Annotated in this window: 18 protein-coding genes; 14 read left to right on the top strand and 4 right to left on the bottom strand. The window is 68.6% G+C overall.

The genetic code is table 11. The features are described from left to right. Positions 1-4: 4 nt before the first annotated feature. From B9Y82_RS04910 to map, 4 genes are read right to left on the bottom strand one after another with little or no spacing between them, the layout of a single operon-like run. Positions 5-871, bottom strand: a complete 867-nt coding sequence (locus tag B9Y82_RS04910; protein ID WP_100471768.1) for a hypothetical protein — start codon at positions 869-871, stop codon at positions 5-7. Positions 872-873: 2 nt separating this feature from the next. Continuing rightward, entirely contained in the window at positions 874-1,953 is a 1,080-nt protein-coding gene (gene dapD / locus B9Y82_RS04905) for a 2,3,4,5-tetrahydropyridine-2,6-dicarboxylate N-succinyltransferase (protein ID WP_100471767.1), read from the bottom strand. Continuing rightward, positions 1,953-4,580 (bottom strand): [protein-PII] uridylyltransferase, encoded by a 2,628-nt coding sequence (locus B9Y82_RS04900; protein WP_100471766.1) that lies wholly within the window; start codon positions 4,578-4,580, stop codon positions 1,953-1,955. The genes dapD and B9Y82_RS04900 overlap by 1 nt, the downstream gene beginning before the upstream one ends. Positions 4,581-4,582: 2 nt before the next feature. After that, positions 4,583-5,425, bottom strand: a complete 843-nt coding sequence (map, locus tag B9Y82_RS04895) for a type I methionyl aminopeptidase (protein WP_087922002.1) — start codon at positions 5,423-5,425, stop codon at positions 4,583-4,585. A gap of 173 nt (positions 5,426-5,598) precedes the next feature. On the opposite strand from map, the gene B9Y82_RS04890 reads away from it, so the two are divergent. From B9Y82_RS04890 to B9Y82_RS04825, 14 genes are all read left to right on the top strand, one after another. Then, a complete protein-coding gene (locus tag B9Y82_RS04890) occupies positions 5,599-6,126 on the top strand; it encodes a Csu type fimbrial protein (protein ID WP_100471765.1) in 528 nt (175 codons plus the stop codon). Between the two features lie 4 nt (positions 6,127-6,130). Then, a complete protein-coding gene (locus B9Y82_RS04885) occupies positions 6,131-6,871 on the top strand; it encodes a fimbrial biogenesis chaperone (protein ID WP_428993168.1) in 741 nt (246 codons plus the stop codon). Continuing rightward, positions 6,822-9,254 (top strand): fimbria/pilus outer membrane usher protein, encoded by a 2,433-nt coding sequence (locus B9Y82_RS04880; protein WP_100471763.1) that lies wholly within the window; start codon positions 6,822-6,824, stop codon positions 9,252-9,254. Before B9Y82_RS04885 ends, B9Y82_RS04880 begins: the two co-directional genes overlap by 50 nt. Then, positions 9,251-10,270 (top strand): Csu type fimbrial protein, encoded by a 1,020-nt coding sequence (locus B9Y82_RS04875; RefSeq protein ID WP_100471762.1) that lies wholly within the window; start codon positions 9,251-9,253, stop codon positions 10,268-10,270. The genes B9Y82_RS04880 and B9Y82_RS04875 overlap by 4 nt, the downstream gene beginning before the upstream one ends. 77 nt (positions 10,271-10,347) lie before the next feature. After that, on the top strand, positions 10,348-10,596 hold the full coding sequence (locus B9Y82_RS04870) for a hypothetical protein (protein WP_100471761.1): 249 nt from the start codon (positions 10,348-10,350) through the stop codon (positions 10,594-10,596). Next, positions 10,596-11,312 carry a fimbrial biogenesis chaperone gene (locus B9Y82_RS04865; protein ID WP_100471760.1) on the top strand — a complete coding sequence of 239 codons (717 nt, stop codon included), beginning with the start codon at positions 10,596-10,598 and terminating at the stop codon, positions 11,310-11,312. Before B9Y82_RS04870 ends, B9Y82_RS04865 begins: the two co-directional genes overlap by 1 nt. A gap of 220 nt (positions 11,313-11,532) precedes the next feature. Next, entirely contained in the window at positions 11,533-12,339 is an 807-nt protein-coding gene (gene rpsB, locus B9Y82_RS04860) for a 30S ribosomal protein S2 (RefSeq protein ID WP_005408748.1), read from the top strand. Between the two features lie 126 nt (positions 12,340-12,465). Beyond that, positions 12,466-13,341 carry a translation elongation factor Ts gene (tsf, locus tag B9Y82_RS04855; RefSeq protein ID WP_100471759.1) on the top strand — a complete coding sequence of 292 codons (876 nt, stop codon included), beginning with the start codon at positions 12,466-12,468 and terminating at the stop codon, positions 13,339-13,341. Between the two features lie 262 nt (positions 13,342-13,603). After that, positions 13,604-15,142 (top strand): GGDEF domain-containing protein, encoded by a 1,539-nt coding sequence (locus B9Y82_RS04850; protein WP_100471758.1) that lies wholly within the window; start codon positions 13,604-13,606, stop codon positions 15,140-15,142. A 119-nt stretch (positions 15,143-15,261) separates the two neighbouring features. Continuing rightward, positions 15,262-15,990 (top strand): UMP kinase, encoded by a 729-nt coding sequence (gene pyrH / locus B9Y82_RS04845; RefSeq protein ID WP_014646500.1) that lies wholly within the window; start codon positions 15,262-15,264, stop codon positions 15,988-15,990. Between the two features lie 96 nt (positions 15,991-16,086). Continuing rightward, positions 16,087-16,641: a ribosome recycling factor gene (frr, locus tag B9Y82_RS04840; RefSeq protein ID WP_014036506.1), complete on the top strand. Its 555-nt coding sequence runs from the start codon at positions 16,087-16,089 to the stop codon at positions 16,639-16,641. A 5-nt stretch (positions 16,642-16,646) separates the two neighbouring features. Beyond that, positions 16,647-17,414 carry a polyprenyl diphosphate synthase gene (gene uppS, locus B9Y82_RS04835; RefSeq protein WP_100471757.1) on the top strand — a complete coding sequence of 256 codons (768 nt, stop codon included), beginning with the start codon at positions 16,647-16,649 and terminating at the stop codon, positions 17,412-17,414. Further along, positions 17,411-18,247: a phosphatidate cytidylyltransferase gene (locus B9Y82_RS04830; protein ID WP_100471756.1), complete on the top strand. Its 837-nt coding sequence runs from the start codon at positions 17,411-17,413 to the stop codon at positions 18,245-18,247. Before uppS ends, B9Y82_RS04830 begins: the two co-directional genes overlap by 4 nt. Positions 18,248-18,249: 2 nt before the next feature. After that, entirely contained in the window at positions 18,250-19,440 is a 1,191-nt protein-coding gene (locus B9Y82_RS04825; RefSeq protein ID WP_100471755.1) for a 1-deoxy-D-xylulose-5-phosphate reductoisomerase, read from the top strand. Positions 19,441-19,449: the final 9 nt, after the last annotated feature.

Raw genomic sequence — 19,449 nt, 5'->3', positions numbered from 1 at the left:
AATCTCACAACAGGCGCTCTGACACGACCCGGAACGGAACCGCTGGCAGGCGGAACGCCAGTCCATCGGCCAGGTTCACGCCCATCGCCTGCAACCGCGGGCAATGCAGCTCGCCTTCCAGCTGCAGCGGTTGCAGCTGCGCGATGTCCACCGGCAGCGCGATGCGGGTGCTGGCCCAGCGCTGGTCGCAGGTACGGGCGATGGCCTCGTCCTGGCAGGTCAGGAAGCGCAGCAGGGTTTGATGGCCGCCGAAGGAAGCCGTCCACGCCCCCGCGTCCCAGCCTGCAGCAGCCTGCCACTGCAGGTGAAGTGCTGGCGCACTGCCCTGCCCGCCTTCGATCAGGGTGTACCCATCGCCATCGGCGCGCACCCCGTGCTCGAAGTGCGCGGACAGGTGCGGCTGCATGGCATCGCTGAAGGCGCGCGCGCCGGCGACGAAGGCCAGCTGGTCCATCACGTTGCGATCGAACAGCACCACCGGCGTCCCGTCCGGATCGTCGTCACGACGCAGGTACCAGCGCCAGTTGCTCTGCCTGGGAGACGGCATCAGGGAGCGCAGCAGCCCCGCCAGCGCGGGCCCGAAGTGCCCGTGCTGGTAGCTGAGGATGGTGTAAGGCGTGCGTCCGGCATGGACCACGTAATGATGGCCCGGTGGTGGCGTCGGCGCGTGGCGCACGTCGACCCACCAGCTCACGTAGACCACGTCCACCACATCGCTGACCAGCCCCGGCATCGGCCAGCGCCGCAACAACCCGCGGCGCAACCGGGTCCAGCGCGGAGCGTGCAGCAGGCGCGGCAGCATCCGACCGAGCACGGTGCCGGACGGATGCTGGTAGATCGCGGACTGCGCCAGATCCGCCGGTGCCGCCATCTTCAGTCGGCCAGGCCGCGCAGCAGGTCGTTGACGCTGGTCTTGCTGCGGGTCTTGGCATCGACCTGCTTGACGATCACCGCGCAATACAACGAGTGGGTGCCGTCCTTGCTCGGCAGCGAGCCGGACACCACCACGCTGTACGGCGGGATGTAGCCGTAGGTGATCTCGCCGGTGGCACGGTTGTAGATGCGGGTGCTCTGGCTGAGGAACACGCCCATGCCGATCACGCTGTGATGGCCGACCACCACGCCCTCCACCACTTCGGAGCGCGCACCGATGAAGCAGTGGTCCTCGATGATGGTCGGGCTGGCCTGCAGCGGTTCCAGCACGCCGCCGATGCCGGCGCCGCCGGACAGGTGGCAGTGCTGGCCGATCTGCGCGCAGGAACCGACGGTGGCCCAGGTGTCGACCATGGTGCCTTCGCCGACGTAGGCGCCGATGTTGGTGAAGCTCGGCATCAGCACCACGTCCTTGCCGAAGTAGGTACCGCGGCGGGCGATCGCGCCCGGCACCACGCGCACGCCGCCACGACGGAACTTCGCTTCGTCATAGCCTGCGAAGCGCGACTCGACCTTGTCCCAGAACGGCGCCGGACGGGCGTCGACCACCGCCATGTCATTGACGCGGAAGTACAGCAGCACCGCCTTCTTCAGCCACTCGTTGACCTTCCAGCCGCCTTGGCCATCCGGCTCGGCGACGCGGAACTCACCACTCTCCAGGCCATCGATCACGCGATTGACCAGCGGCTTGGTCGAGCCTTCCAGTTCGTGCAGGGTCAAGGTGGCACGGCGCTCGAAGGCGCTCTCGATGCCGAACTTCAGCTCTTCCACGCCCGGTGCCGACGGCTTGCGCAGCGATTTGCGCGCGATGGTTTCGGCGCGGACCGCTTCGGCGCTCCTGGCCGGCGCCGGCTTCTTCACAGCACGCTTCACTGCAGCCGTTTTCTTCGCCGGGGCCTTCACCGCAGCGGCCTTCTTCGGCGCAGGGGTCTTCTTCGCGGCCGGTGCGGCGGCAGCAGGTTTCCGGGCCGCTGCGCTCTTCGGGGTCGCGGCGGTCTTCTTGGCGGGCTTGGTGGCCATCAGGCGGGGTCTCCGGCGTTTCGATCAGGGTCCAGGCAGGCCAGCATCGCGTCATGCAGCTGCTGCCGGGCAGGTTCAGTCAGGGGGAGGTCGTGTTCGTCACTGATCACGAAGGTGTCTTCGGCGCGTTCGCCGAACGTGGCAATGCGCGCATCATGCACGCGCAGGCCCTGGTTGCGCAGCACGAACGCCACGTCGGCCAGCAGGCCGGGGCGGTCGGGTGCGACCAGGGCGAATCGGGTTGCGCCCGGCTCATCGCGGAACTCGATGCGCGGGGCGAAGCGGAAGTGCCGCAGCTGCCGCGGCACCACCCGGCGTGACGGCCGCAGGCGCGACAGGTCACCGCTGAGTGCCTCGCGCAGGGCCGTTTCCAGGTTGGCGCTGCTGCCGTCGGCGAAGGTGTCGGCCGGGTTCACCTCGAAGGTATCGAAGATGGTGTCGGCCGGACCGTCCAGCACGCGTGCGCGATGGATGCCGTAGCCCTTGCGGTCCAGGGTCATCACGATCGCGGCGAACAGGCCGTCGCGGTCGGGCGAATGCACGAACACTTCCAGCGCCGGGTCGTCGACGCTGATCCGGCGTACCTTCACCAGCACCTGGCCCTGCTTCACCGGTACCAGTGCGGCGGCCTGCCAGGCCAGCTGCTCCGGGCGCAGGCGGATGAAGCCCTCATCAGGCATCACCGCGAACTGACGGTCGATGGTGGCATCGTCGTAGCCCTGCTCGCGCACCAGCGCGCGTACGCTGTCACGCGCCTCGGCCACGCGCTCGGCAGCCGGTACCGGGTGCTCCAGGCCCTCGCGCAGCGCGCGCCGGGTGGCGAAGTACAGATCGGCCAGCAGTCGATCCTTCCAGGCATTCCACAGTTTCGGGCTGGTGCCAGCGATATCGGCACAGGTCAGCAGGTACAGGTAGTCCAGGCGGTCGCGGCTGCCGACCAGGGTGGCGAAGCGATGGATCACCACCGGATCGGCGATGTCCTGCTTCTGCGCGGTCACCGACATGCGCAGGTGCTGTTCGACCAGCCATGCCACCAGCTCGGTATCGGTGCCACTGAGCGCATGCGCCTGGCAGAACGCACGCGCGTCCACCGCCCCCAGCTCCGAGTGATCGCCACCACGGCCCTTGGCGATGTCATGGAACAGGCCGGCCAGCAGCAGCAGCTCCGGCTTGCGCAGGCGCGGCCACACTTCGTGCGCGATCGAAAAGCGTTCGTCGGCGCGGCTGCTGGCAAACTGGCCGATGTTGCGCAGGACCATCAGCGTGTGCTGGTCGACCGTGTAGACATGGAACAGGTCGAACTGCATGCGCCCGCTGACCTGGGCGAAGGCGGGAATCCACTGGCCAAGCACGCCCAGCCGCGCCATGCGCGAAAGCGTATCAACCGGACGCTGGCCGCGCAGCAGGCCCAGGAACTGCTCGCGCGCATCGGTGTCGGCCTGGTCATGGGCCGGCAGCAGCGGCAGCGACTCGGCCAGCGCACGCGCGGTCAGCGAGTGCAGGCCGCGCACCTGCGGGTTGTTGGCCCAGCTGGAAAACAGTGCAAACACCTGGCCGATGTCGCCACGCGGCCAGTCGGCCTCGTTGGCAGCCAGGTAGCCACGGCGCAGGGAAAAACCCACGGTCAACGGTTCCGGCTGGGCCTCGCCATCGAACTGTTCCTCGAAGCGCTGCAGCAGGCGGTCGCTGATCCGGCGCACCACCAGCGCGGCGCGGTAGAAGCCCTGCATCATTTTCTCGACGCCGAGGTTCTCGGCATCGTCTTCGAAGCCCAGACGCGCGGCCAGGGTCTTCTGGTAATCGAAACGCAGGCGCTCTTCCGGACGACGCGCGACCAGATGCAGGCCGAAGCGCAACCGCGCCAGCACTGCACGTTCGCGCTTCAACGCCGCAGCTTCGTCAGCGCCCAGATGGCCCAGCCCGACCAGTGCATCCAGGTCACGCACGCCAAATGCACGCAGCGCCATCCAGCCCAGCGTATTGAGATCGCGCAGGCCGCCCGGGCCATCCTTCAGGTCCGGCTCCAGGTTGTCGGCGGTATCGCCAAAGCGCTGGTGGCGGTTGCGCATCTCTTCCAGTTTGGCCAGGAAAAAGGTGCGCGCCGGCCACAGCTCACGGTCGTCGATGGCCTCGCGCAGCGCGCGGCGCGCGGCATCATCGGCCAGGATCGGGCGCGCCTCGATCAGTGCGGTCAGCACGGTCTGGTCAGCCGCCGCCTCGCGGCACTGCGGCGCCGAACGCACCGCATGGCTGACCGCCAGCCCACAGTCCCACAGCAGTGCGAACAGGCGTGCCAGTGCCGCCTCATGAGCCAGCTGCGCCGGCGGATCGCCGAACACCAGCAGGTCGATGTCAGAACACGGGAACAGTTCGCCGCGGCCATAGCCACCGACCGCGAACAGCGACAGGCCGCTGTCGGCCGGCAGGCAGCGCTGCCACGCCAAGCGGATCAGGTGGTCGGCTGCGCGCGCGCGCAGCGCCAGCAGGCGCTCGATGTTGTCGCCCTGGTCGAAGCGGCGATACAGGCGCGCGTCGGCCTGCTGCAGCGCCTGGCGCGCGGCAGCAGCCCAGTCCGGGTCGTTCAGCGACGCGGCCGGCGTGTCCAGCAGCGAACTCGCCGGCAGCATCCTCAGGAGACCTGCGACTCGCCTGGCGACAGGGTCAGCACGTCCACGCCGGTCTCGGTGACCGCGATCATGTGCTCCCACTGCGCCGACAGCTTGCGGTCCTTGGTCACCACGGTCCAGCCATCCGGCAGCACCTTGTTGTAGCGGGTGCCCTCGTTGATCATCGGCTCGATGGTGAAGGTCATGCCCGGCTGCAGCACCAGGCCCTGGCCCGGGCGGCCGTAGTGCACTACCTGCGGCTCGTCGTGGTAGACCTTGCCGATGCCGTGGCCGCAGTACTCGCGCACCACGCTGAAACGCTCGCCTTCGGCATAGCTCTGGATGGCATGGCCGATGTCGCCCAAGGTGGCGCCCGGGCGCACCGCGCGGATGCCGCGCCACATGGCCTCGTAGGTGGTTTCCACCAGGCGGCGTGCCATCACCGACGGGGTGCCGACGAAGTACATCCGGCTGGTGTCGCCATGCCAGCCGTCCTTGATGACGGTGACGTCGATGTTGATGATGTCGCCATCCTTGAGCACCTTCCCTTCGCTGGGGATGCCGTGGCAGATGACATTGTTGACCGAGGTGCACACGGTCTTGGGGAAGCCGCGGTAGCCGACGTTGGCCGGAATGGCGCCCTGCACGTTCACGATGTGGTCGTGGCAGATGCGGTCCAGTTCCTCGGTGGTGACACCGGGCTTGACGTGGGGGGTGACGATGTCGAGCACTTCGCTGGCCAGGCGGCCGGCGATACGCATCATCTCGATTTCCTGCGGGGTTTTCAGATTCACGCTCATGGCACCCATTATCGCCGATCCGGCCGCAATCTGAACGAACGCCACCCAACTGGCGTTGCGGGCCATGCGCGCTTCCGGCAAGGAAAGTGAAAGCGTGATGACCTCCACCCTTTAGGTTCCCTCTTTCTCACGAAATACAGACACTTGCGCTGCCTAAGCTGGGGTCACCGACGTAAATGCGGCGCTGAATGCGCTGTCTTCGCTCTGTTCAACGGACCTTCGGGTCAGGGAGGTTGTCCATGCGATCCGCCGTTCGTTCCCCGCTGGCCTGGGCCCTGGCCCTGCTGGTGGCAGGCCCCGCCTCCGCCGCCGATACCGTCACCTTCAACGTGCTGCTGACCATCAACAAGGCCTGCACGATCACCGCGGCATCGGCCACCAACGTCAACTTCGGCAATGCCGATTCCAGCTCGACCACGCCGCTGAACGCGCAGGGCACGGTCACCGCGCAGTGCAGCGTCACCACGCCCTACACCATCGCGCTCAATGCCGGCCTCAACCCGGCCACGGCCGGCGACGTCACCACCCGGCGCATGCGCAATACCGATTCGGCGGTGACCGCCAACAACTTCGTCGGCTACCAGCTCTACCAGGACTCCGGACACAACACGGTCTGGGGCGCGACCACCGGCACCAACACGGTGGCCGGCACCGGCACCGGCGCCAACCAGGTCTACCAGGTCTACGGGCAGGTGGCCAACCCCAGCGTCAACAACGCCGCACCCGGTTCCTACCAGGACACCATCACCGCCACCATCACCTACTGAGGGCGTGCCGATGCCACTGCCCCCTGTGCGCCGGTTGCTGCGGCTGGCGTTGAGCGCGTTCGCGCTGCTGCCGGCCGTCTGCCTGGCGGCCAGCCTGCAGGTTTCGCCGACCCAGTTCGAGCTGCGCCCCGGCCAGAACGCCGAGGCGCTGTGGATCAGCAACAGCGGTACCGAGCCGGTGCAGGTGCAGGTCCGCATCTACCGCTGGCAACAGGTCGACGGCCGCGACCAGCTGGAACCCAGCGATGCGCTGCTGCCCAGCCCCCCGATGCAGTCGCTGGCCGCCGGCCAGCGCCAGCTGATACGACTGGTCCGTACCGACCCGGGCCCAGCGGCCGGGCAGCAGGCGTTCCGGGTGATCGTCGATGAGATACCGGTCTACGACCCGGCACGGCAGGGCATGCAGTTCGTGCTGCGCTACTCGATTCCCCTGTTCGTGCAGCCCGAAGGCGATGCACCGGCGCCGCAGCTGCAGGCGCGGCTGCTCGCGGCAGATGCCGGCCCGGCCACGCTGGAAGTGCACAACCGTGGCAACGGCCAGGCCCAGATTGCCGACCTCGCCGTAGCCATCGGCGGGCGCAGCACCCCCCTGCTGCCGGGTCTGGTCGGCTATGTGCTGCCCGGGCAGACCATGCGCTGGACCCTGCCGCAGGCGCCGGCAGGCCTGGCCAGCGGCACCTTCAGCGCGAGGATCAATGGTGGGTCGCAGCTTACGCCCCTGCCTGCAACGCCGCCGGCTCGCTGAGGCCTGCGTGCTGGCCTGCTGCACCGGCCTGGCTTCCGTCTCCGCGCACGCGGCCAGCCGTGCCCTGAGCGCGCCGGGCGCCGATATCGCCGCCGAGGCATCGCTGCCGGCGCCGACCCCGCTGACCGCGCCGCAGGCGCTGTACCTGGACACCACGCTGAACCAGGCGCGGCGTGGCCTGCTGCTGTTCCATGAACTGGCCGGGCGTCTGCAGGCGCCGGCAGCGACCCTGCGCCAGCTCGGCTTCCCGGTGAAGGGAGACGCGCCGGTCTACCTGGACCAGATCGCGCAGCTGGTGGTGCACTACGACGCCAGCCTGCAGGTACTGGATCTGCAGGTGCCGCTGCAGCAGCTGCAGCTGCCGGTCACGCAGCTGGGCAGGACCGCGGAAGCCGACGCCGTCGCCCAGGCATCGCCCGGCATGGCGCTCAACTACGACCTCTACGCCAGCCACAGCAACGGCCTGGGCAATGTCAGCCTCAACAGTGACCTGCGCGTGTTCGGCTTCGGCAACGGCAGCCTGCGCAACACGGCGATGATGCGCAGCTACCAGCTGCCCGGCGAAGGCTGGCGGCAGGAGTCGGTACGGCTGGACACCAGCTGGCGGCTGGACCTGCCTGATCAGGCCCTGAGCCTGACCGTGGGCGACTTCTACAGTGGCTTCCTGGAGTGGACGCGCCCGGCGCGCATGGCCGGCGTGCAGATCGGCCGCAACTATGGCCTGCAACCCTACCGTGTCCTGACACCGACGCCGGCCTTCCTTGGCGAAGCGGTGGTGCCGTCCAGCGTGGAGCTGTACATCGACGGCCTGCGCCAGTACAGCGGCCAGGTCCCGGTGGGGCCGTTCCAGCTGGCGGCGCAACCCGGCATCAGCGGCACCGGCAGCGCCCAGGTCGTGGTCACCGATGCCTTCGGCCGCATGCAGACCCTGGATTTCGCCTTCTACGGCACCCAGCAGCTGCTCGCCGCAGGCCTGTCGGACTGGTCGGCCGGCGTTGGCCGCCTGCGCCGTGACTATGGCATCCGCTCGTTCCGCTATGACACCGATACCGTGGCCAGCGCCACCCTGCGCCGCGGCGTGAGCAACCGCTTCACCGCCGAGGCCCACGCCGAAGGTGGCGGCGGAATCGTCAATGCCGGCCTCGGTGGCGCCTGGCTGCTCGGTCAGGCCGGCGTGCTCAGTGCCAACTGGAGCGAAAGCCGCGACGGACCGCGCAGCGGGCGCCAGTACGGGCTGGGCTACAACTGGAACAACCGCCGCTTCAACGTCAATCTCGCCAGCCGCCGCACCCACGGCGACTACCGCGACCTCGGCAGCCTGCAGGACAGCGTGCCGCCACGGATCAGCGAGCAGGCCTCGTTCGGCGTCGACCTGCAGCAGCTGGGGTCGTTCAGCATCAGCTACCTGCGCCTGGACCAGCCGCAGCCGCTGCTCGACGCCCCACAACCGGCGCCGCCGCAGGCACTGCCGTTCAGCCGCAGCCGCTACCTCAGCCTGTTCTGGTCGCGCGCCTTCGGCCGCTGGAACGCCTACCTGTCTGCCACCCAGGACATCGACCGGCGCCGCAATCGCAGTGTCTACCTGTCGCTGGGCACCCGCCTGGGCGAAGACCGCCAGGCCAGCCTGTCGGCCCAGCGCAATGGCGACCGCCACTACGCCAGCGCCGAGGTGATGCGGCCGGTGCCCGGCGACGGCGGCCGCGGCGGCCCGGGCTGGCGGCTGCAGGCCCGCGATGATGGTGGCGGACTGGCCGAAATCGGCGCGCTGGGCACCCATGGCCGCTACTCGGCCGGCGTCTCGCGCGACAGTGGCCAGACCTTCGCCTATGCCAATGCCAGCGGCAGCCTGGTCTGGATGGCCGGCAGCGTGTTCGCCGCCCGCGAGGTCCCGGACGCGTTCGCAGTAGTGTCCACCGGGCGCCCCGGCGTGCCGGTCCTGCTTGAGAACCGGCCGATCGGCGTGACCGATGCCAAGGGCCTGCTGCTGGTCACCCCGCTGCTGTCGTGGCAGCGCAACCGCCTGACCATCGACACCCTGGGCCTGCCGGCCGACCTGCGCGCCGACCAGGTGGAGACCCTGGCCACGCCGCGCCAGGGCGCAGGCATGCGCGTGGACTTCACCCTGCGCCAGTCGCGCGGCGCGCTGGCCACCCTGCTCGACGCCCAGGGCCAGCCGCTGCCGCTGGGTGCCCGGGTGCAGGGCGACGGGGTGACGCCGACCGTGGTGGGCCACGATGGCCAGGCATGGCTGGAGTTCAGCGCCGATGCGGCCACGCTGCTCATCGACAGCGAACAGGGCCGCTGCCGGGTGCAGGTACAACGGCCCGAGGCGGGCGTGCGTCGGCTTGCACCGGTGCGCTGCCTGCCGGAGCCGCAGCCATGACCCGCGTGCTCGGCCTGCTGCTGGCGCTGTGGCTGGGCAGCCTCGCACTGCCGGCCCAGGCTGCCACCAGCTGCTCGCTGACCAGCCCCACGCTGTCGTTCGGCCCGGTGTCCAACGGCCAGGTCGATACCACCACCACCTTCACCATCAACTGCACCACCGGTGCGGTCGCGCTGCTGGCCAATGTCCGGGTGACCTTCTGCGTGGGCCTGCCGGCCGGTACCGGCGGCACCACCATCACCCCCTCGCGCACGTTCGCCAATACCTTCGGCGACCGCCTCAACTATCAGATCTACAGCAATTCCACCCGTACCACCGTGATCGGCAGCAGCAGCGCCAGCAGCCCGGCGTGGGCCATGTACCAGATGCAGTACTCGGTTCCCGCGCTGGGCGGCTCCGGCGCCGGCACGGTCACCCTGTATGGCCGCTACCCCGCCAACCAGGTGCTGTCGGCCGGCACGTTCACCAGCACCCTGGCCGCCACCTTCCAGTACGCCTACAACGAGCCGGTGCTGGGCACCCCGGCCTACCCGGCCAACTGCACGACCGCCCCGCCCACCGTGACCGGCAATTCCGGCCTGATCACGGCGACGATGTCGGTGGTTGCCAACGCCACGGTCAACCCGGCCTGTGGCACCTATGTGACTGCACCGATGGATTTCGGCATCAGCACCGGCGCGGTGACGGCCAACATCGACCGCACCGCCGTGTTCAGCCTGACCTGCGTCAACCGCAGCCCCTTCCAGGTGGGACTGAACAACGGCAGCAATGCCGATGGCAGCGGCAACCGGCGCATGCGCATCGGCAGCACCGGCGCCACCGTCCCGTACGAGCTGTACCAGGACGCCGCGCGCACCGTGCGCTGGGGCAACGTGCTCAACACCAGCACCGTGCCCGGCACCGGCACCGGATCGGCGCAGACCCTGACCATCTACGGACGGGTCGCCCCCACCAGCGCAACGCTCACGCCGCCCGGCGCCTATACCGACACCGTCACGGTCACCATCACCTACTGAGCGGCCGGCCTGCGCCCTGGCGTGCTTCAGATCGGACCGCAGCGGCCGATACCGCCAGCGTCTCCTTCCACCGGCCCATGATGCACCTGCGTTCCCTCCTCGCGCTGGCCTGCGCCGCGTCATCGTGCATCGCCTCCGCGCAGGCGGCCGATGCGCCCGCGCAGGCTGGCCTGGCCATCACCCTGCAGATCACCGACCCGCGCGCCGCGCCACCGCCCCAGCAACGCAGCGACGCCGCCGAAACGGTGCCGCCGCAGGTCCAGGCGTTGTCGCCGGCACTGTCGGCGGACGAGGCCGCACAGCGCACGGTGACGGTGACCTACTGATGCTGCGCCGGCTCTGTCTCGCGCTCGCGCTGGCGGTGCCGGCGCACACCGTAGCGGCGCTGGAACTGTCCAGCACCCGGCTGCGGCTGCCGGCCACCCAGGCCGATGGCGAGCTGTGGCTGCGCAATCCGGAGGCGGCGGCCTGGAGCGGTGAGGCGCGGCTGTACCGTTGGGAGCAGCAGGGCGCGGGTGAACGGTTGCTGCCCGCAGACGGGGTCGCGCTCAGCCCGGGCCGGCTGCAGATCGGCGCGGGGCAGCGGCAACGGCTGCGGGTGGTCCGGTTGCGTCCGGCGCCCGTCGCCGCGCAGCAGGCCTACCGGCTGGTGATCAGCCCGACGCCCGGCCCGCAGGCCGCATCCGCCATCCGCTACTCGCTGCCGGTGTTCCTTGATCCGCCTGCACCGCTGGCCGCCGCCCTCCAGGTGAAACTGCAGGCGGAGGCCGGACAGCCGCCCCGGTTGTGGCTCTACAATGCCGGCAATGGCCATGCGCAGCTGGCCGATCTGGTGTTCATCGATGCCGGGGGGCAGCACCACCCGGTGATTGCCGGCCTGGCCGGTTACGTGCTGCCGGGCCGACAGCGCCTGTGGCCCTTGCCGGCGCGGGCCGGAGGCTACGCCGACGGCCATTTCCAGGCCCGCCTGCAGGACGGCCGCGTGGTCGAACTGACCGCGCCGGACCCGGCAATTGCAGCGAGCGCTCGCAGCGGGCTATAATCGTCCGGATTCCTGCTGCCTGCGTGCGCGGGAACCCGTCCACACCGGACGTCACCGGTGAATCCACACCTGCTGCCCCCATCCGTGCCGGGGTGCTCCGCAAGGAGTTCGGCCACGGAGGCAACAGGGAAGCCCAACCCCGGAACCGATCGCGTTTCCACGCGTCCCGCATACCTAATCCCGCGGGCGGAATCGCTGGTTCCATATCAGGAGTATTGCAATGCCCCAGGTCACCATGCGTCAGATGCTGGAAGCCGGCGTCCACTTCGGCCACCAGACCCGCTACTGGAACCCGAAGATGGCTCCGTACATCTTCGGCGCCCGCGGCAAGATCCACATCATCAACCTGGAAAAGACCGTCCCGCTGTTCAACGACGCGATGAACTTCATCTCGTCGGTTGCCCAGAAGCGCGGCACCGTCCTGTTCCTGGGCACCAAGCGCAGCGCCCGCGAAACCATCAAGGAAGAAGCCGAGCGTTGCGGCATGCCGTTCATGAACCAGCGTTGGCTGGGCGGCACCCTGACCAACTTCCGCACCGTCAAGCAGTCGGTTGCCCGCCTGAAGGAACTGGAAGCCGGTGAAACCGACGGCACCTTCGAGAAGCTGGTCAAGCACGAAGTGCTGGGCCTGCGTCGCGAGCGCGACAAGCTGGAAGCCTCGCTGGGCGGCATCAAGGACATGAACCGCCTGCCGGACGCCATCTTCGTGATCGACATCGGCCACGAAGACATCGCGATCAAGGAAGCCAAGAAGCTGGGCATCCCGGTCATCGCCGTGGTCGACACCAACTACAACCCGGAACTGGTGGACTACGCCATCCCGGGCAACGACGACGCCATCCGCGCTGTGCAGCTGTACGCCCGCGCCGCTGCCGACGCCGTGCTGGAAGGCAAGGCCGCTGCGCCGCACGCCGCTTCGGTGCGCGAGGAAGAGTTCGCTGAAGCCGCTGCTGAAGGCGAAGAGAAGCCGGCCCGCCGCGCTCCGGCCAAGAAGGCTGCCAAGAAGGGCGACGACGCCCAGGCCTGATCCAGGCCCCGGGGTGGACGCCCGGCGTCCACCCTCCCTGCGCGCAGCCCTTGGCGCGTGACAGGACCGTGTCACACGGGCCGGCCACCATGCCGGCCCAACCCCTTTCTTTCGTGAGGTAATCCCGTGGAAATCACTGCTTCCCTGGTCAAGGAACTGCGCGAGCGCACCGGCGCCGGCATGATGGAGTGCAAGAAGGCTCTCACCGAAGCCAACGGCGACATCGACGCTGCTGCTGAAGCCATGCGCAAGTCCGGCGCTGCCAAGGCCGACAAGAAGGCTGACCGTGTGGCCGCTGAAGGCCGCGTGGGCCTGGCCCAGGACGGCGGCAAGGCCGTGCTGATCGAGATCAACTCGGAAACCGACTTCGTTGCCAACGACGTCAACTTCAAGACCTTCGTCGACGCCGTCGCCGCTGCCGCCCTGGCATCGGGCGCCACCGACGTCGAAGCCGTGAAGGCCGCCAAGCTGGCCGACGGCCGTACCGTCGAGGAAGCCCGCGCCACCGCCGTGCAGACCCTGGGTGAGAACATCCAGATCCGCCGCATGGTGAAGGTCGACACCACCGGCAACATCGGTGCCTACGTCCACACCAACGGCAAGGTTGGCGTGCTGGTCGACCTGATCGGCGGCGACGTCGAACTGGCCCGCGGCCTGGCGATGCACGTGGCTGCGCTGAAGCCGCCGCACAACAAGGCGGCCGACGTGCCGGCCGAGTACATCGCCAAGGAAAAGGAAATCGAGCTGGCCAAGATGTCCGACAAGGACAAGGCCAAGCCGGCTGAAATCCTGGAAAAGATCATGGCTGGCAAGATCAACAAGATCGTCAGCGACGTGACCCTGTACGGCCAGACCTACGTGCTGGGCGACACCAGCGTCGAGCAGGTCGTCAAGGCCGCTGGCGCCGACGTGGCAGGCTTCAAGCTGCTGGTCGTCGGCGAAGGCATCGAGAAGGTGGTGGAAGACTACGCCGCCGAAGTTGCCAAGGCGATGCAGGTCTGATTCCAGCCCTCCGGCTGTGAAGCGACCAGAAGGAGCCGCGGGAAACCGCGGCTCTTTTTTTATGCCGGTGGGCCTGTGGGTGCGCACCGTGGGTGCGCACAGCGTCCGTTGGTGCGCACAGCGACACCCAGGCGCTTTGCGTTGCGCGCGAATCAAGCCGATACTCGGCGCAGGGAATCCACAGTCACCTAGCAGGAACGAAAATCGCGGACTGTGATGCATTCCTAGGTATTCTTGTCCCAATGGAATTGAACGACCCGACATGCCTCCCGAGCTGACAGCTGCCCTGGCACTCTGCCGCAACCTGCCTTCGCCACCCGGTATTGCCCTGCGCATCATCGAACTGGCCCAGGACCCGGAAGCGGACATCGCCACCGCCGCCGACATCATCGCCATCGACATGGCGCTGAGCGCTCGCATGCTGCGCATCGCCAATTCGCCGCTGTACGCCAGCCGCCGCCGCATCGAGAACCTCGGCCAGGCGCTGACCATGCTGGGCCTGAACGCCACGATCAGCCTCGCCCTCGGCTTCACCGTCACCCAGGGCCTGACCGGCGGCACCGGCGCCGACCAGGACCTGCGCCAGCGCGCGTGGAAGCGCAGCATCCTCAGCGCCCTGGCCGCCAGCCAGCTGGGCCAGGCGCGCGGCCTGCGCCGGCTGGAGGAACTGATGCTGGCCGGCCTGCTGCAGGACCTGGGCGTGCTGTGCCTGGCCCAGGCCGAGTCGGAACGCTACCTGCCGCTGTTGCGCGAGGCACGCGACAACATCGACCTGGTCGCCCGCGAGCGCGAAGAACTGGGCTGCAGCCACGCCGAGGTCGGCGCATGGGTGGCCGAGCAATGGGGCCTGCCGCGCTACCTGGTCGAGAGCATCAGCCACAGCGAGGACGAGGACACCGCCGAATCGCCGTTCCAGGCCTGCGTGCAGCTGTCCGGCGCCGTGGCCGACATCTGGCTGGATGCCGACGCCGATGCCGCGCGCGAGCGCGCCCTGCAGCAGGTGCACGACCGCCTGGAACTGGACAGCGCGCGCTTCGACCAGGTACTGGCCCGCATCAGCGAGGCCCTGCCGGACATCGCCAGCCTGTTCGATGCCGGCCTCAATTCACCATCGCGGGTGCGCGAGCTGATCGATCACGCGCAGGAGCTGGCCACCCTGCGCAACCTGCGCGAACTGCAGGATGCCGACCAGGCACGCCGCCGCGCCGACGAGTTCGAAGCGCGCGCCAAGCGCCTCGCCGACCAGGCCCATCGCGACGCGTTGACCGGCGTGCTCAACCGACGCCAGCTGGAAGCGGTGCTGGAGCAGGAATTCCTGCGCGCCGGCCGCCAGGGCTGGCCGCTGTCGGTGGCCTTCATCGACCTGGATGACTTCAAGAAGATCAACGACGCCCACGGCCACCTGACCGGCGACGAGGTGCTGCGCGCCTTCGCCGGCAAGCTGCAGGGACAGCTGCGCAACAGCGACACCGTCGCCCGATTCGGCGGCGAGGAATTCGTCGCGCTACTGCCCAATACCAGTGAATCGGTGGCCCTGGACGTGATCCGCCGGGTGCTGGCCAACATCGTCGCCACGCCGATGGCCGAACTGGAAGGCGGGCCGCTGTTCGTCACCTTCTCCGCAGGCGTGGCCACCCAGGGTGGCTACGAGCGCTTCGCCGACGTACAGGACCTGCTGCGTGCGGCCGACGATGTGCTCTACCGCTCCAAGAACCTGGGCCGCAACCGGGTGATCGCCCGCTCACCGGGCGCCCTCGGCCACGACGAGCTGTCGGCCACCGCCAGCGCCGAGCTGGGCTGAACGGGACGCCCGTTGACCCGGGCGAACCGCCGGATTCTGCGCCGCAGTGCACAAAACACTTTGGCACGACGCCGCATGCGCGTAGAATCGCCCGCGATTTCCACGCACCCGAGGTCCCCATGTCCAAGCTCGCCTATCGCCGCATCCTTCTGAAACTGTCCGGGGAGGCGCTGATGGGAGACGAGGACTACGGCATCGACCCGAAAGTCATCAATCGCCTGGCCCGTGAAGTCATCGAAGCCCAGCAGGCCGGTGCCGAAGTGGCGCTGGTGATCGGTGGTGGCAACATCTTCCGCGGCGCCGGCCTGGCCGCTGGCGGCATGGACCGGGTCACCGGCGACCAGATGGGCATGCTGGCCACGGTCATCAACGCCCTGGCCATGCAGGACGCCCTGGAGAAGCTGGGCGCCAAGGCGCGCGTGATGAGCGCGATCAAGATCAACGACGTGTGCGAGGACTACATCCGCCGCCGCGCCATCCGCCACCTGGAAAAGGGCCGCCTGGTGATCTTCGCTGCCGGCGTCGGCAGCCCGTTCTTCACCACCGATTCCGGCGCCGCCCTGCGCGCGATCGAGATCGGCGCCGACCTGCTGCTGAAGGCCACCAAGGTCGATGGCGTGTACGACAAGGACCCGAACAAGCACAGCGATGCGGTCCGCTTCGACAGCCTGAGCTACGACGAAGTGATCCGCCGCGGCCTGGAAGTGATGGACACCGCGGCCTTCGCACTGGCCCGCGACAGCGACCTGCCGATGCGCGTGTTCGACATGGGCCAACCCGGCGAACTGCTGAAGATCCTCAACGGCGCGAACATCGGCACCCTGGTCCAGGGCCGCGACCCGGCCTGAGGCTGAGCGCAAAGCGACGTCCGGGCCGATTCAGGCCCGGCAGCGTCCCGTATTCGCCTATAATCGCCCGATTCCAGATACATCCAGGACCGGGCGATGCTCAACGACATCAAGAACAACGCGCAGACGCGCATGGCCAAGAGCATCGACGCTCTGAAGCACACCCTCACTTCCATCCGGACCGGGCGTGCCACGCCGGCCCTGCTGGACCGCGTGACGGTCAGTGCCTATGGCAACGCCAGCACCCCGCTGAACCAGGTTGCGTCGATCTCCAACGCCGACGCGCACTCGCTGCTGGTCACCCCGTTCGACAAGAGCATGATCAAGGAGATCGAAAAGGGGCTCTACAATGCCGAGTTCACCCCGAACACCCTCGGCACCGCGATCCGCATCAACATGCCGCCGCCGACCGAAGAGCGCCGCAAGGAGCTGGCCAAGCAGGTGCAGAAGGAAGGTGAAGGCGCCAAGATCGCGATCCGCAACATCCGTCAGGACGCGAACAAGGAAATCGCCAAGCTGGTCAAGGACAAGGCGATCAGCGAAGACGAGAAGAAGCGCGGCGAAGACGACATCCAGAAGCTGACCGACGCCAACATCAAGGACGTCGACAAGGTCGTTGCCGACAAGGAAAAAGAACTGCTTTCGGTCTGAAGTCGATGCCTTCAGCCCCGCCTCCGTTGCCGGCCGCCCTGCCCCGCCACATTGCCATCATCATGGACGGCAATGGGCGCTGGGCACAGCAGCGCCGTCGCCCGCGCGTGATCGGCCACCGTGCCGGCGCGCGCGCGGTCAACCGCACCATCGAGCGCTGCCTTGAACTGGGCATTCCGGCGCTGACCCTGTTCGCCTTCTCCAGCGAGAACTGGGGCCGGCCGCAGGAGGAAGTGGATGCGTTGATGAAGCTCTTCCTCGGCGCGCTCGACCGCGAAGTGGACGAGCTGCACCGGCGCGGCGTGCGCGTGCGCTTCATCGGCGAACGCGAGCGCTTCGGCGCCGGGCTGGTCAGCCGCATGCAGCTGGCCGAGCAGCGCACCGCCGACAACACCACCCTGACCCTGTCGATCGCCGCCAGCTATGGCGGCCGCCAGGACATTGCCCGTGCCGCGCGCGCCCTGGCCGCCGAGGTGGCAGCCGGTCGCCTGTTGCCCGAGCAGATCGACGAATCGCTGCTGGGCAGCCAGGTGGCCCTGGCCGACCTGCCGCCGCCGGATCTGTTCATCCGCACCGGCGGCGACACCCGCATCAGCAACTTCCTGCTGTGGCAGCTGGCCTATACCGAGCTGTGGTTCACCGAGGCCCTGTGGCCGGACTTCGATGCCGGGCAGCTGCAGCAGGCGCTGGACGCCTATGCCGGCCGCGAACGTCGTTTCGGCCTGACCAGCGCCCAGATCGCCGCACTGGCCACCGAGACTTCCAGCCCATGACCAAGACCCGAGTCCTTGCCGCGCTGATCATGGCGCCGGTTGCCATTGCTGCGATCCTGCTGCTGCCCACGCAATGGCTGGCCGCCGCCGCCGCCGCGGTGCTGCTGATCGGCCTGTGGGAATGGCTGAAGCTGGCCGGTATCGAAGACACCCTGGCGCGCACCGTGCTGCTGGTGCTGAACCTGCTGCTGATGGTGCTGCTGGTCTGGGCCGATGGCAGTACGTTGGTGCTGTTCCAGATAACCACCCTGGCCGGCGTTGCCTGGTGGCTGGCCGCACTGGTCTGGCTGCGTTTCTTCAACTTCGGCGCACAACCGTCGGCGCCCTCGCGGATCCTGAAGATGCTGGCCGGTACCCTGGCCATCGTCCCGGCCTGGGCCGCACTGGTACTGATCCATGCCGGTGGCGATCCGCCGGGCAGGCAGGGCCACCTGTGGCTGCTGGCTGCGCTGGCACTGGTGTGGGCGGCCGACTCGGGCGCCTATTTCGCCGGCCGCCATTTCGGCAAGCACAAGCTGGCCCCGCGGATCAGCCCCAACAAGACCTGGGAAGGCCTGTTCGGCGGCCTGCTGGCCGGTGTCGCGGTGGCCCTCGGCCTGGGCTGGCTGGCCGGTCTCGATACCGCACACCTGCCGGGGTTGCTGATCACCGCGGTGGTGGCCGTGTTCGCCTCGGTGCTGGGCGACCTGTTCGAGAGCCTGATCAAGCGCCACGCCGGCGCCAAGGACTCGGGCCACCTGATCCCGGGCCATGGCGGTGTGCTCGACCGGGTCGACGGCGTCCTGGCCGCCGTACCGGTGTTCGCGCTGGGCAAGGAAATCTTCGGGTTCTGACCATGAATGCTGCTGCAGACCTGCGTCGGGTCGCCGTATTCGGCGCTACCGGCTCGATCGGTGCCTCCACGCTGGACGTGATCGCCCGCCACCCGCAGCGCTACCAGGCCACCGTGCTCGCCGCCGGGCGCCAGGTGCAGGCGCTGCTGGCGTTGTGCCGCCAGCACAAGCCGGCGCACGCGGTGATCGCCGACGCATCGCTGTTCGCCGAACTGCGCGACGGCCTGCGCGAGGCCGGCCTGGCCACCGAGGCCCATGCCGGCCAGGCCGCGCTGGACCAGCTGGCCGCCAGCGACGCCTGCGATACCGTGGTCGCGGCCATCGTCGGCGCGGCCGGCCTGTCCTCGACCCTGGCCGCGGCTGCCGCCGGCAAGCGCATCCTGCTGGCCAACAAGGAATCGCTGGTGCTGGCCGGCGAACTGCTGACCCGCACCGCCGAACGTGCCGGGGCCGAAATCATCCCGATCGACAGCGAACACAGCGCCATCTTCCAGTGCCTGCGCTCGCGCGACGCCAGCGTCGATGGCGCCGGGGTGCGCCGGATCCTGCTGACCGCCTCCGGCGGCCCGTTCCGTGGCCGCAGCCGCGCTGAGCTGGCCCAGGTGACCCCGGCGCAGGCCGTTGCCCACCCGAAGTGGTCGATGGGACCGAAGATCTCGGTCGATTCGGCGACGTTGATGAACAAGGGCCTGGAAGTGATCGAGGCCCACCACCTGTTCGCCGTGCCCGGTGACCGCATCGAAGTGCTGGTGCACCCGCAGAGCCTGGTGCATTCGCTGGTCGAGTTCGTCGATGGTTCGACCCTGGCACAGATGGGCCTGCCGGACATGCGCACCACCCTGGCCGTTGGCCTGGGCTGGCCGCAGCGCATCGAATCGGGCGTGGCCGGGCTGGACCTGCTGGCCCAGGGCCGCCTGGATTTCGAGGCCCCCGACACCGACGCCTTCCCCTGCCTGGCCCTGGCCTGGCAGGCGATGCAGGCCGGCGGCACCGCGCCGGCAGTGCTGAACGCCGCCAACGAGGAGGCGGTTTCAGCGTTTCTTCAGGGCCGGATCGGTTTCCTGACAATCCCGGAGCTGGTTGCTAACGCTCTTTCAACACTGCCGACGCAAGCAGCCGATACACTGGAAGTCCTGTTGTCCGCCGACCAGCGGGCACGCCAGCTGACCCTGAACGCCATCGACGCCGCCTGAACGACCGCC

This window comes from Stenotrophomonas maltophilia (genome assembly GCF_002799155.1).
Taxonomy (GTDB): domain Bacteria; phylum Pseudomonadota; class Gammaproteobacteria; order Xanthomonadales; family Xanthomonadaceae; genus Stenotrophomonas; species Stenotrophomonas maltophilia_R.
This window is presented reverse-complemented; position numbering and strand designations above follow the sequence as displayed.